At 36.1% G+C, this 12,843-nt stretch carries 14 protein-coding genes; 6 read left to right on the top strand and 8 right to left on the bottom strand.

The genetic code is table 11. The annotated features are described in order from the left end of the window. Positions 1-199 precede the first annotated feature (199 nt). Positions 200-2,104 (bottom strand): copper amine oxidase N-terminal domain-containing protein, encoded by a 1,905-nt coding sequence (locus ACFYKT_RS08860; protein ID WP_389218447.1) that lies wholly within the window; start codon positions 2,102-2,104, stop codon positions 200-202. Between the two features lie 110 nt (positions 2,105-2,214). Here ACFYKT_RS08860 and ACFYKT_RS08855 point away from each other — a divergent pair, with 110 nt between their 5' ends. Then, complete coding sequence (locus ACFYKT_RS08855) at positions 2,215-2,646, top strand: hypothetical protein (RefSeq protein WP_389218444.1); 432 nt, start codon at positions 2,215-2,217, stop codon at positions 2,644-2,646. An 80-nt stretch (positions 2,647-2,726) separates the two neighbouring features. On the opposite strand, the gene ACFYKT_RS08850 is transcribed toward ACFYKT_RS08855, so the two are convergent. From ACFYKT_RS08850 to ACFYKT_RS08835, 4 genes are all read right to left on the bottom strand, one after another. Beyond that, positions 2,727-3,164 (bottom strand): hypothetical protein, encoded by a 438-nt coding sequence (locus ACFYKT_RS08850; RefSeq protein WP_389218441.1) that lies wholly within the window; start codon positions 3,162-3,164, stop codon positions 2,727-2,729. Positions 3,165-3,273: 109 nt separating this feature from the next. After that, positions 3,274-3,825 (bottom strand): cysteine hydrolase family protein, encoded by a 552-nt coding sequence (locus ACFYKT_RS08845; RefSeq protein WP_389218438.1) that lies wholly within the window; start codon positions 3,823-3,825, stop codon positions 3,274-3,276. Positions 3,826-3,898: 73 nt separating this feature from the next. Beyond that, complete coding sequence (locus ACFYKT_RS08840) at positions 3,899-4,045, bottom strand: hypothetical protein (RefSeq protein ID WP_389218435.1); 147 nt, start codon at positions 4,043-4,045, stop codon at positions 3,899-3,901. Positions 4,046-4,100: 55 nt separating this feature from the next. Beyond that, the gene (locus tag ACFYKT_RS08835) at positions 4,101-6,077 is read right to left on the bottom strand and encodes an S-layer homology domain-containing protein (protein WP_389218433.1); all 1,977 of its coding nucleotides are present in this window, start codon (positions 6,075-6,077) and stop codon (positions 4,101-4,103) included. A gap of 266 nt (positions 6,078-6,343) precedes the next feature. Here ACFYKT_RS08835 and ACFYKT_RS08830 point away from each other — a divergent pair, with 266 nt between their 5' ends. Further along, positions 6,344-7,054 (top strand): hypothetical protein, encoded by a 711-nt coding sequence (locus tag ACFYKT_RS08830; protein WP_389218430.1) that lies wholly within the window; start codon positions 6,344-6,346, stop codon positions 7,052-7,054. A gap of 178 nt (positions 7,055-7,232) precedes the next feature. Here ACFYKT_RS08830 and ACFYKT_RS08825 read toward each other — a convergent pair whose 3' ends face one another. Continuing rightward, on the bottom strand, positions 7,233-7,715 hold the full coding sequence (locus tag ACFYKT_RS08825) for a VanZ family protein (protein WP_389218427.1): 483 nt from the start codon (positions 7,713-7,715) through the stop codon (positions 7,233-7,235). Further along, a complete protein-coding gene (locus ACFYKT_RS08820; RefSeq protein WP_389218424.1) occupies positions 7,708-7,869 on the bottom strand; it encodes a hypothetical protein in 162 nt (53 codons plus the stop codon). The genes ACFYKT_RS08825 and ACFYKT_RS08820 overlap by 8 nt, the downstream gene beginning before the upstream one ends. A 548-nt stretch (positions 7,870-8,417) precedes the next feature. Here ACFYKT_RS08820 and ACFYKT_RS08815 point away from each other — a divergent pair. The 4 genes from ACFYKT_RS08815 to ACFYKT_RS08800 all read left to right on the top strand — a co-directional run bounded on the left by ACFYKT_RS08815 (position 8,418) and on the right by ACFYKT_RS08800 (position 11,812). Next, the gene (locus tag ACFYKT_RS08815; RefSeq protein WP_389218421.1) at positions 8,418-9,491 is read left to right on the top strand and encodes a hypothetical protein; all 1,074 of its coding nucleotides are present in this window, start codon (positions 8,418-8,420) and stop codon (positions 9,489-9,491) included. After that, positions 9,491-10,132, top strand: coding sequence for an Ig-like domain-containing protein (locus ACFYKT_RS08810; protein WP_389218418.1), 642 nt, complete (start codon positions 9,491-9,493; stop codon positions 10,130-10,132). The genes ACFYKT_RS08815 and ACFYKT_RS08810 overlap by 1 nt, the downstream gene beginning before the upstream one ends. An 18-nt stretch (positions 10,133-10,150) precedes the next feature. Further along, the gene (locus tag ACFYKT_RS08805) at positions 10,151-10,807 is read left to right on the top strand and encodes an S-layer homology domain-containing protein (protein WP_389218415.1); all 657 of its coding nucleotides are present in this window, start codon (positions 10,151-10,153) and stop codon (positions 10,805-10,807) included. Positions 10,808-11,008: 201 nt separating this feature from the next. Further along, complete coding sequence (locus ACFYKT_RS08800) at positions 11,009-11,812, top strand: YobA family protein (RefSeq protein ID WP_389218412.1); 804 nt, start codon at positions 11,009-11,011, stop codon at positions 11,810-11,812. A 220-nt stretch (positions 11,813-12,032) separates the two neighbouring features. Here ACFYKT_RS08800 and ACFYKT_RS08795 read toward each other — a convergent pair whose 3' ends face one another. Beyond that, positions 12,033-12,710 carry a stalk domain-containing protein gene (locus ACFYKT_RS08795; protein ID WP_389218410.1) on the bottom strand — a complete coding sequence of 226 codons (678 nt, stop codon included), beginning with the start codon at positions 12,708-12,710 and terminating at the stop codon, positions 12,033-12,035. Positions 12,711-12,843 lie beyond the last annotated feature (133 nt).

The raw sequence follows: 12,843 nt of genomic DNA, 5'->3' as shown, positions 1-12,843 counted from the left end.
CCCCTTTTCTTTTTTCTTATTTATAATCTAGCAAAATACGATCATATTCTCTACACAATTTTTTCTATTAATCTTTTTCTAAAATGCCTTTGCAAATAAAAAGTCTCGTTATTAAAGGGTAAATTCACTTACCGCTTACATTAATTACCTGATTCATAGGACGGGAAATGACCGTAGAAATGTACGGCCATCCATTATTTTAATCGATTGTTATTAAGTCAATAGCGATTGGAAGAGACGCACCACCGCTATGCATGATTTCGAGTTCCAATTCACTAGAGCCACTATACACTCGGTGATCGATGATGTTCGCTACCTCTACTGATGGTTGGAGAGTCGGTATCAGATAAACTTGATTATTCACCTTTACCGCCCCATTATAACGTCCACCACGTGCGGCTATCCTTACACGAACGGTTTTTGATTGTCCCGTAAAATTAGCGAAAGGGATCTTCACTTTATATGTCGCTCCGAAATGGCCTGGATTTCTAACCAAATCAAAAGGACTTCCAGAAAGCGATGATTCACCAACCATTAAATTATCGGTTACCCCATTCGAAATACTAAATGCCTTTTCACCGCTTCCTACATCATAGGTTGGAAGTGTTGTTTGCAACTGCGATCCTTCCCATACGCCGCGAGGATGCAGATTCTCTCTATCTACTTGAACAGGATCATCGTTTATGAATGTCAAATTACTATTTGATTGACTAACTACTGTGCGAATTTTATAATTTAAATCCCCTGAACCAGAGACCTTTCTAACCGTTAAATCCTGTAGGAAGCCAATTAGGAATTCCTCTTCCAATTCAAATGATTGAATTAATGTAGTCTCATTTTCTTTAACAATTGGATTATCAAGTTGGATTGTTTTCATTTTATTTGTCAATACGGCTTCAGCCATCGGCAGACCTACATCATGATGATACCAGCCATTAGATGTATTGAAGTCAATCCCTTTTACATTGCTTACTTCAATTTCATTCGTTGATGAAAGGTTTTCAATCGTTATTCCAATATTCACCTTTTTCTTCAACATATTCACATGCCATCCATATACACGATGGTCTAAAGTTGATTTATCCGAATGAACCTCATCCGTCCATAATGTTTCTTCATCTCGTGGAACCGTCCGACTAGTAAGCATCTCAGGATTATCGCTTACCATCAATCTTCTGTTTCCTGCAAATACGGTTGTAGGAACATTCACTGGTCTAACAATGCTTACTTGTTCAATCGGCAAGAACTCACTTGAGAATTCTGCTTTATTAATTTTTATATATACCGTCTTTGTCGCTTGATTATATTGAGATATGCCTCCGAATGTTTCTTTAACAAATGAAAGAGGCACATAAAAGGCATCTTTATGCTTAATTGGCTGCTCTGTTACGGATACAGGCTCTCCATTAATAAGCACATAATTCTTATCCGCATAAATTAGCACTTCCACATCGTCTAACTGAATAACCATTCTATCACCCAGGTTATACCAATTAATTTCACTTTGCATAGCAGGAATGAAAGATTCCAGTGCCACATATACACGACCATTTTTGATGAATGGAAGTAACTCCGTATTCACTTTCTTATCATTAAAATAGAGGCTGTACGTTTGTGGTTGTACAGGTGGCTTTGGCGGATTTGTACTACCATCTTTATTACTCTTTGTAACTGTTACCCTGCTTAAGTCCGGATACCAGCCAACAGTGGCATCATTGTTTTCACTGACAAATCTTAAAGGTACTAGTGTACGCCCTTTAACAATAGTAGGAGCGACATCTAAAGTAACCTTTTCTCCATTGACATACGCTGTTTTCGAATCCACCTTAAGCTCAATAGTAGAATTCTCACTTTTCGAAGTAATGGTTCCATTGCTATTCCATTGAACAGTCGTCCCTAATGATTCAAGAATCACCCTGAAAGGAACAAGCACACGATAATCCTTCATAATCGGTGCCACATCTGACTTGAGTTTTTCCCCGTCTAGTATGATTTCAATCTCTTTTGGAGCTGTAGCAGCTTTTGCTCCTACCAAAGGCATCATTAAATCGAAGATCAAAACAAACGCCGTAATCATCGACAATACTTTCCACTTTGACTTCACTTTTCCATCCTCCATTGTCCATTCGTTATACTAGTAAAACTAACTAGCATACTCTCCATCTGCTAATCTGCCAATTCTCGACAGCAACTTCTTTATTTTACCATTAGTTGATGGGTATTTCATCTTTTAACCGAGATGAACTGGAAAAGAGAGGGAGGGGTGGTGAGCTTATAGGGTTAACCTGTGCAATTTGCGGTTTAATTGGCACTTTTTTAGGGTTACTCGTCGTTTTGCAAGTTTATCCGTTACTTTTTGGGAGATTACCTGTCACTTTGCCGGATTACGCGGAGTTTTTTGGATTCCCCAGTATTTTTGCTGGATTATTCATCACTTTTGTTGATTTACCCGCCTCTTTTACGGGTTTATCCGTCACTTTTGTTGGTTTACCCGTCTCTTTTACGGGTTTATCCGTCACTTTTTGGGATTTACCCGTCATTTCGCTCTATATCAACCTTTTAGAAAATGCAATGGAACGCCGGGACATGTCCCTCGTTTTAAAAAGTATGTACTCTCCTAAACTAATCAAACGTTTGATTAATTAGTAGAAATAAAAAATGGCCAGGATGCATGCACCCTGGCCATTTTTTATTGAATTCACTTTTTCAACGACAGGCAGCTTGCTTCATTCACCTCCAACTAACACCATTTGTATATAAGTCTCTTCCCCATTCTTATATACCCGAAGAAATTCATATTCTTGCTTACGGTTAACTTCATATAATTTCCTCTCCATTTTACTTTCATCCTTTTTATCGGGGATCGTATTCAAGTAAATATTAAGCGAGTTCTCTTCTTCTATCACATCGAATGGACCAAAGCTGTTCCCTTTCTCAAGAAATTCCTGGCTTAAATACAAATATAACTTTTCCTTCCCAGCATTCATCACATAAATCCCATTTCCTGTGCCATCTTCATTTATTTCAATATTTGTTATAAACTCATTCACTTTACTACTACTGGCTTTTTCCGGGTTAATCTCTGAAAATGTTAATTTATCATCGTTTACTTTGCATCCAATTAATAACACTAAGATAAATGGCAGTAATACTAATTTTCTCACCACTTCACCCCGTTATTTTGTTTTTTAGCTATTATGGCTGCATTTATTTTTCAAGAAATCATAGATTACCGATCAAAATTGATTTTTCATGGATGACGGATAATGTTATCTAAATAACGGTTGCACCAAGCGAGCTTTCAAAATGGCTTAATGCCCAGTCATGCCCTGCTTGATTAAAGGACGCAACCGCCTCTTTGTGAATAACAATTTTAAAACCTTTATTATAAGCATCCACTGCCGTATGAAGCACACAAATATCGGTACAAACCCCTACCAGATGAATCTCTTCAATCCCTCGCTCCCGCAACTTCAACTCTAAATCTGTCCCAGCAAAGGCTGAATACCTCGTTTTATCCATAAAACAAACATTTCCCGCTCGCTCGTTAGCTACATACAGTTCGTTTAAAGCGCCATATAATTCTCGCCCTTTTGTATGACGGATATTATGTGGTGGAAATAATTTGGTTTCCGGATGGTACGGATCCCCTTCTTCATGAACATCAACTGCAAATACTGTAAAATCCCCATTTGAGATAAATTCCTTTGTTAAATCAACAATTTTTTGTTCTAATGCTTGCCCCGGCTCCCCACATGTTAAAGCTCCATCTGCAGCGACGAAATCAATTGTGTAATCAATGTTAATTAGTGCACGTTTTCGCACTTTGTTCACCCCATTTGATTAAGAATTTATATATATTGTAAAGCCGGTAGGGTAAATTAACAACATTTGGGATTTACTTGCTGATTTTTGTAGGTTTACCCTTCTCTTTTACCGGTTTATCCGTCTCTTTTGTAAATTTACCCGCCACTTTTATAGGTTTACCCATCTCTTTTTGCAATTTACCCGTCACTTCGCTCCAGATCAACCTTTTAGAAAACACAAAAAAACTCCAACTACTTATGTATATAAGTAGACTGGAGTTTTTATCCGAACAATTAGTTCATTAATTTTGCAGAAGTTAAGAATTCAGAAATGATTTTTGCCATTTCGTCACGTTTTGTGAAACCGTTTGGATCGAATTCTTTCGTGTCACGACCTGAAACGATATCTGCTTGGTATACTGCTTCAATTGCTTTTTTGTTCCAAGCTTTGAATTTGCTAGCATCTTTGAAATCTGCAGCAGTTTTCTTGCTGTCAAGTTGTTTCATATCATAGCCAACATACTTAAGTTTCATTGCACGATCAATCATAACAGCAGCTTGTGCACGAGTAATCTTCTCTTTCGGTGCGAATGTACCGTTGTCCATTCCTTCGATTAAACCATGCTTAACAGCAGCCATGATTTCTCCGTTTGCATTGAACCACTCAGTACCTTTTACATCTTTAAAGTTTCCATCATATTTCTCAGCAGGCAAGCCTAAAGCACGAACAAGAAGTACTGTAAACTCTGCACGAGTCATATGGTCTGCAGGTACGTATTTACCTTCTTCTTTTCCTTTAACGATTAGCTTAGAAGCTAGCGTTTCGATGTATTCCTTAGCCCAGTAATCTTTCCCTTTGCTAGTCACATCTTTGAAAGTTACATTGTTTTCGATAACTGTATATTTAGAGTTTGTTAAAGATTTAACAGTTGCATTTTTGCCATCAAAGAACGTAGGGATTGAAGTAAATGATCCATCTGCATTCAATTTAACAGCTACTGAATTCCCTTTGCTGAAATCCTTCGCTCCCGTAAGAACACGCTCTACATATGTGCTAAAAGTAGTTACAGCTTCTTGCTTATCACCAGATACAGCAAGAATATGGAATTCAACTACATTAGACACGCTATTTTTCACATCAGCAGAAACCACGTTAACTGAAATGTTGATCTTCACATCACCAGCAGCAACACCTAATTTCTTCGCAAGTTCAGTTACGTTAATTTCTGAAACTGGAAGCTTGTATACAGCTGCGTCTGTTTTAATTGCTACAACCGCATTACTGTTTTTCTTAGCTGCTTCAGTGAATAAAGAAGCTGGGATTTGAGCTTTAGCTTGCTTGTCACCAGATACTTTTTCAAGTGGGATTTCAACTACACTCTTTTCAGCAGTAATTAAATTCACGATTTCTTGAACTTTATCTTCAGGGATTTCTGTGATAACGTCGTTTCCTTTTTCAACAACTGTTGTTGATCCAGCAGGTACTCCCACAGTTTCTTCACCAGGGGTAGGGATGGTAGGGTTAGTATTGCCATCAGGATCAGGATCAGGATCAGGAGTAGGAGTAGGAGGATGAACCTCCTTTAGTGCAGCTATTAGAGCAGCTTTTGCATTTTCACCAATATTATCTTTATCTAATTTTGCATAAATGGATTTAGATACAGTTACTAATTTTTCATCGTCAACAACTTTAATAAATTCCTTTACTACTTTCTTATTACTAGCATTTTTAAAAGCAGCATCTGTTACAGCAGCATCTAAAATTTCTATTATTTCACTATTCTTCGCATTACTTAAATTTGACAATTCAGTTAAAAGCTCAATCTGTACATCGCTTAAAAAGTTTAATAACTCTTTTGAACTAACCTTATCACCGAATACAACTTTAACGTTCTCTTTATCAAAATTATTAATCGCATCTTTCACACCTGAAACTGTTGTTACACTAGTGAATATTTGTAAAACATCAACAATTAGTTTTGATTCTGCAGGTGTAAGGTCCTCACCTTTTACAGAGGCTTTCTTTGCATAGTCTTTCCACTCGGGATCAGTAATTCCATCAAGTACTTCTTTGGCTTTATTTAATGCTACCTTATCCGAAGCATCATAAATTCGATCCAAATAATTTATCAAACTATCTACTGAACTAAAATCTGAAGAAGCCTCAACCTTCACAGGATTCGACAATGCCGTGCTTGCAAATGGAGATAATGCAATGGATGCAGCTAAAATAGCTTTCATTGCTTTGTTACTAAATGGATATTTTTTCATTCCTTTTGTCACCTCAAAATATATTTTTTAATGCCTTTTAACCTATTACTAAATATGCAAACTGTCAATATCTCTACTATTCTTACATATATTACCGAAAGTTCGACAAAAAATCAATTGATTGCGGGATTATATATTATTTAATTATATCAATTTGTCAATATATGAGATGGTCATTCCTATATTTGTATATTACATTTTCTTCTTTATATGATATATTTTTATATAATAATAGCTAACTTAGAAGAAAGGAGAACTTCCTCTCAATGAAAAAAAAATGGAAGATAGTTTTGTCGATTTTTGTCCTTTTACTATTAATTACAGGGGGGACAATTTATTATTTCTTTGAAATGAAGGAATATGAAGTTGCAGATGCAGAGGTAGAACAAATTGTTGAAACGGAATACGATATCGTACTACCTGGTGATCAACCTACTGATATAAATACAGAGGATTCAACTGTTTCTGGTGATAACAATCAATCCACTAGTAACAATGGTTCTTCGGAAGATAAATCTGCTAATCCAACTAACGGTAGTGAAGAAACCCCAGCAGGTGAAGGAAATAATGCCAATCCATCTACTAATGGAGAATCTGGTAACAATGGATCATCCGAAGAGATTGTTACGGTTGCTTCTATAAAGGATAAATATAGACCTTCATTTGAGAATTTACAAAATCAGGCGGACGCAAAAATTAATAATCTTGTTAGTGCTGCCTATAGTGAATATAAATCAAAGAAGGCGCAAGGCGAAAGTATTTCGTTTTCATACTTTTATCAAAAATATAAAGGTGCTGGCGCATCACTAGAATCGAAAACAGATTCTGCCTTCCAAATCATCTACTCGGCCCTTCAAGATGAATTAAAAAAGCAAGGGTTTAGCCCTTCTCATGCTAAGCAATTCCAAGAGGAATATGAATCTGCTAAAGCTGAACGAGAGTCTGCACTTCTAAATAAAGCAAAAGAAGCACTATAGAATCATTCGCTGTTTTTAATAGCTTAGCTTGTGATCTATTGTTAAATTATATTGTTGGTACACGGAATCGCCATTGGTATACCCGCTCATTAAGTTATTCATACGAATAAAACCCATTCGCGTGTATACCAATGGCTTAAATTCTATAACCAGGGTTAATAAAAAAAGGCACCGATCTCTACCTTTTTACATGGTAAAGAATGGTGCCTATAATTATAGCTAACATGCCTCCAAGAATGTCTAGCATTGAATCCTCAATTAACGGAGTTCTTCCACCTGTATAGCTCTGATGCCATTCATCTAAACCAGCAAAAATCCAAATAAACAAGACAGAGAGAATGACACTTCCTCTTGCACTTTTTAAAGTTAAGCTTAGTGCCCTTAGCGTAAAAAAGCCTAATAAAAAGAAAAAGGAAAAGTGCGCCATTTTCCTAATGAAAAATTCGATAAAATGATTTATGCCTAAAGCAGCAATACTAATTTCCTTCCCACTGTAGTGAAAAGAGATCGAAGAAAAGGCAGCTTTCAGTCCTTCCTTCCCATCCAAATTCGCCAAAATCGGGATCAAACTCTGCTTCGAATATGGCTGAGATGAAAAGAAAAAAATGAGTCCGCCTATCAATATAGCTGGTAGCCAAATACGAAGGAACTTTTTAAGCATTTTGCAAAATATAACTCTCTAATTTCTCAGCAATTTCCTCTATATATTCTTTGACGGAAATTTCCTTGTCCGAGATTCCAACATGATAAAATTCATATAATAGCTCCCTAAACTGCTCAGTAAAGTTCATATCCATTTCTTGCTTGCCTAGCAAAACTACACCTTCTTTATTTCTTTTTCCATATATTATATCATTTCCATTCCCTAAAAATAGTAAAATCTATTATTCTTTGGAGGAAACAAAAAAAGTAGCCTATCATTCTTTAATGGCTACCTCTACTAAGATTAAGGAATATACCCTTAGCGTACTTTTAGCTTCTTCTTCTTTGACGGCCACATCTAACACATTCATCACTATAATAACTAAACTTATGATTTCTTAGAAACTTGCATAAAAGTCTCCCTATCATTTATGGCACTCCTTCATTTTTTTATAATTTTATTAGATTACATTCGGCAGAATTATCAGAATACCTTCTTTTTCACTATAAAACAAGTAAAAATTTGAAATTTTTTAGCATAAATAGGGAAAATTTATAAATTCATAGTATAAAATTCATGGTTAAATAGCGTTGTTTATGAAATTGACAATATAAGCAAGTACCTTTAAATTCCTTGAGGGCTTGTGTTTTTAGTGCTATATTTTAAATAGATTAGAAGATTTTACATCAAATAGGAGTTTATTTAGAAAGGTGATAAAATATGGAAGTTTCACATAAGAGAAGTACTCTATTAAAAAAACTAATTATACCCATCGCAGCTATACTTGTATGGAGTTCTTTCATTTTTCCTAGTCAGACAAATGCTGCAGTTATTAATGATCCGCAAACAGATTATCTGGATATGACTTCACCGATTGTATTGGAGTTTGACAAGGTTATTCAATTTGATTCGAGTCTTATTCCTACCCCAAACGTTTCCAGCGGGCCTCATCATGGAATTACTCTAAAAGAATTAGGAAGTGGAAACCCTGTCGCATTTACTTTACAAGTGATGCCAACAAACCAAAGGAAGTTAATTATTACACCCAATCCAACACCACCTTCAGGTTCTGGGTTTGTCGCATGGGACAGAAACAAAAACTATATACTTGAAATTACAAATTACATTGTGACAGATACATCTGGCGCACAAGTTTTGCCAACTCTAACTACTCCATTAACTTATAGTATTGGAACAAACTTCCTCACATTTGAACGATTAATGTCAGGAGCAAGAGAAATCAATTACATCATTACTGACTACACACCTCGGAATATCTTGGTTAAGTCACCTGTTCGCTACATTGAGCAATTAAATATCATTCACAAACGCCAAGCAATCGCTCAAGGCAATACGACTGAATCGGTAACAAATATTGATTTAATTATCAATGATAAAGCCATTTATAACTCGAATGGGGATATTCGATACATTGAAGTCACGCCGAAAAGAAATGGAAGTGCCCTACAACAGACTAAAGTGCTAGACTATTTAAACTTAACACCTAATAGTGGAAGAAGAACCTATGACTTTGCCTTTACTCGTCTACCGGATACAACTGCATTTGATATTGAAATTGTGCTTTACGATGAGGCTGGTATTGCCATAGATACACAAATTGTTAAAGTTCCGTATGATTCTAATTCTACTTCTACCATTAAACAAAAAACGAGCTACCGCTTTGCTGGGAAAACATTTACACTTTACGACTTAATAAATAAACCAAATGATTTACAAACTTTACTTAACGAAAACCTTATGAGGGAATTAAAAGTTCAGGTGGTGCAGCAATAATGAAGAAAAGATTCGGCATTCTTTTATCCATTGCGTTTGTATTTGCCATGATTATGGTAATGCCCAATTCAACAAACAGTGCTACGAATGATACAGATGTCTGGAGTGCAAAGAAAATTACCGATAATAAAAAGGTATGGACGATTGCTTTTAGCCAGCCTTTAAAGGAATCAACTATTAAAAATACAACCGTCTATGTAGAAGATGGCGATTATCGCTTATTTTTTACAGACCTAGCATTGTCTAGCGACAAAAAGTCCATCATTGTTACACCTAAAGATATATACAAGGAAAATACAACTTACCGTTTAAATATCACAAAAGAAGTTGCCTCTGAAAAAGGAAAAAAACTAGAAAAGGCCATCATCCAGCCATTTGTACTAAACGGTGAACCAGATGAAACCACTACAGATGCGATCAAAAATGTCACCTTCACATCGAAGAACTTCGCAACAATGGTTTCCGTTACTAGTAATGATGCAGTAAATAAAGTAACAGCAAATTCAAAGGAACTGCTTTATGAAGGAAATAATAAATATAGTATCGGCCTTACAGGAGTTGCTTCGGGGGATACTGTCAAAATACAAGCCTTTGATATTAGTGGAAAGAGATTATTCTCTAAGGACTATAAAGTGAATTAAAGCTGGGGGATTATACAAATGAAGAAACTCGGTTTTCTAGTGATTGTGGCTTCGATTGTTAGTTCATTACTTTTTGGACTTACCATTCAAGCCGCCACATTCAAAGATATTCCAAATAACTTTTGGGCAAAAAGTGAAATTGATTACCTTTTTGGTAAAAATATTATTAGTGGTTATCCAAATGGGAACTTTGGTCCGAATGATAATGTAAAAAGAATCGATGCCGCAGCAATGGTTGTGAAGGCATTAAATTTAAACACAACGAATCGGCCAAACCCTCAATTTAAAGATATTAGCAGAAGTACCGTTGGATTTGACGTCATCGCAACCGTTGTAGATGAAGGAATTTTTACCGGAACAGATGGAAGCTTTTATCCAAATAAAACATTAACTAGAGCTGAAATGGCCGCGATTATTAATCGGGCATTTAAATTAGAAAAGAAAAGCACAAAAGTAACCTTCAAAGATGTCAACTCTAAATTCTGGGGATACCTAGATATCCAAAACCTAGTTGGCCATAAGATTACAGAAGGTTTCCCTAACAATACATTCCAGCCAAGCAACCCAACAACAAGAGCCCAATTCTCCGTCTTCTTAACACGAGCCCTAAAAGGCAAAGAAGGAAACACAGGAACACCGGATAAAGACTCTTTTGAAGTGATTGGGATTTATTGAAACGTGGGGACGTTTCTTGCGTTTCCATTGAGCGAAACATGGGGGCGAAACATGGGGACGGTTCCCGCGTTCCCTCTATAGTTTGAAAAATAAAAGGATGCCCCGAGTTTTAACAAAACTCGGGGCATCCTTTTATTTTAGTGAAACATTTCACCCAATTTTTCGTCTAATCCATTGAATAGCTATCATATAGGAGGCACAATGAAAAAAATTTCTCGATTCATATTATTTTTATTAATAGGTGCAGTGATTACTGGATGCAATAAAGAGAATACAAGTGATCAGGTTGTTGAAGAGCCTCATTTATCAGGATACGTGACAAACAAAGACGAGAATCGAATCTTAGTCGTAAGCCCTATCGCACAGGATTTCAGTGAAAATGGTGGTGTAAAGGAATATTACGATGCAGCTTGGGTGGGAAATGTAACAATCGATGTTGAAATTGGTGGTCGTGTAGAAGTGTGGTTTGATGGCGGAGTAAATGAATCTTATCCGAAACAAGGTTCAGCTAGGAAAATTTCGGTGATACCAAGCGAATCACCTAATAACGCAAAGATGAATGAGTCTGAAGCTATTAAGAAGGCCATTGAACAGTTCCAACTAGTGGATGACCAGGCATTCATTAAAGTGAAACATGTTAATTACAATAAGGAAACCTCTACTTGGGAAATCCAAATAAATGAAGAAAGCATTCAAATACATGAAAAAAGTGCTATCGTAAAAGTCTACAAAATGAAAAGTTTCTCCGAAGTCATAGAAGATTCATTAATTACTTTTGCTGATCCTAAAGTGGTTAAGAGTTTTTCAACATCGTTTAAAAATGCAAAAAAGGAATCAGGTATAGTAAACATCGTAGATCCTGATTATACAGTTGAGTTGAAAAATGAATCCTATTTTCTTTGGATCAGCGCAGAGCACGGAACTATAATGTATAAAAATGATACACACCATATTTATACCCTATCCAAAAAGGCTACGAAGATGATTTATGGGTTATTGAATTAATTTGAACAGAGGGACGGTTCTCTTGTTTCCATTACACTTTATAAACTATTACTTATGAATACAAAAAGGGATCCCCAAAGCCCTGGCTCTGTGATCCCATCAATTACCATAATTATTTTGATTTTCTTATTCAAGCGATTCTAACTCTACCTTTTCGAAAAAACCTTATTAATATGGAATTCATATTCAGTACAGGGAAACGCAAGAAACGTCCCCCTGTCTATTTATAAGTTCCTGTAATCAGTACATTTTCTTTTGAGCCTAACGCGGATTTCCCTGTAAAGGAAATTTCGTCAAATCCACCTATGTTCAGCTCAATAGTACTTGTCGGTTGGCTAGCGGATAGAGTAACATCCTTAAGAACTGTCCCTTTATTCTCGATTTGTATGCGAATATCGTTTTTAGTATCTAGTGCTATTAAAGTAAGGTTTACCTTTTGATATTTGCCCTTTGGCAGTAAACGGAAACTTTTTGAAGCTGAATTTAAACCTTCAAACACAATCCCTGATTGATAATCTTTTCCGTTTTGGACAGTGTACTGTTTATCGATTGTTGAAAACGCAAATGCACCTAAGCTCATTTCTTCTGAAGTAATTGGCACGATTCCGGAACGTTCACCTAAATGAATAGTTTGTGTCTTTTGATCCCAATTTACTGACGTCCCAATCGCCTCTGAAACAGCACGAACTGGGAGGTACGTTGTATTTTTATACGTGATTGGCGCAAGCTTATTTCCTTTATCATCTTTAGGAGTCCAATTCTTCCCATCAAGGCTAAACTTAATCGTCCAATTGAGATGTGCAGAGATTTTCTCCAATACAGGTGCAGCACCTACACCAAGCGTAAATCCAAAAAGCAAAGTAAAACCAATAACCAATGAAACTATTTTCCTTTTCAATCAAATTCCCCCATTCCTACCTAAATATGTATTTATTCAAAATTGTAAAATAAATCTATAACCTAAGACAAGTTTCTTTAGTGCCGTTACGAACTACCTAGAAACATGGGGACGGTTCTTCTGTTTCCTTAGG

The sequence above is a fragment of the Cytobacillus mangrovibacter genome (assembly GCF_042865275.1).
GTDB lineage: Bacteria > Bacillota > Bacilli > Bacillales > Cytobacillaceae > Cytobacillus > Cytobacillus mangrovibacter.
Note: the sequence above shows the minus strand (reverse complement) of the source record. Positions and strands in the feature narration are given on the sequence as shown.

What these genes read in the sequence shown, in the direction of transcription:
- ACFYKT_RS08800 (WP_389218412.1), top strand. Translation starts at nt 11,009, where the DNA reads ATGAAAAAAATTTCTCGATTCATATTATTTTTATTAATAGGTGCAGTG.
- ACFYKT_RS08815 (WP_389218421.1), top strand. Translation starts at nt 8,418, where the DNA reads ATGGAAGTTTCACATAAGAGAAGTACTCTATTAAAAAAACTAATTATA.
- ACFYKT_RS08835 (WP_389218433.1), bottom strand. Translation starts at nt 6,077, where the DNA reads ATGAAAAAATATCCATTTAGTAACAAAGCAATGAAAGCTATTTTAGCT.
- ACFYKT_RS08855 (WP_389218444.1), top strand. Translation starts at nt 2,215, where the DNA reads ATGGGTATTTCATCTTTTAACCGAGATGAACTGGAAAAGAGAGGGAGG.
- ACFYKT_RS08810 (WP_389218418.1), top strand. Translation starts at nt 9,491, where the DNA reads ATGAAGAAAAGATTCGGCATTCTTTTATCCATTGCGTTTGTATTTGCC.
- ACFYKT_RS08830 (WP_389218430.1), top strand. Translation starts at nt 6,344, where the DNA reads ATGAAAAAAAAATGGAAGATAGTTTTGTCGATTTTTGTCCTTTTACTA.
- ACFYKT_RS08825 (WP_389218427.1), bottom strand. Translation starts at nt 7,715, where the DNA reads ATGCTTAAAAAGTTCCTTCGTATTTGGCTACCAGCTATATTGATAGGC.
- ACFYKT_RS08805 (WP_389218415.1), top strand. Translation starts at nt 10,151, where the DNA reads ATGAAGAAACTCGGTTTTCTAGTGATTGTGGCTTCGATTGTTAGTTCA.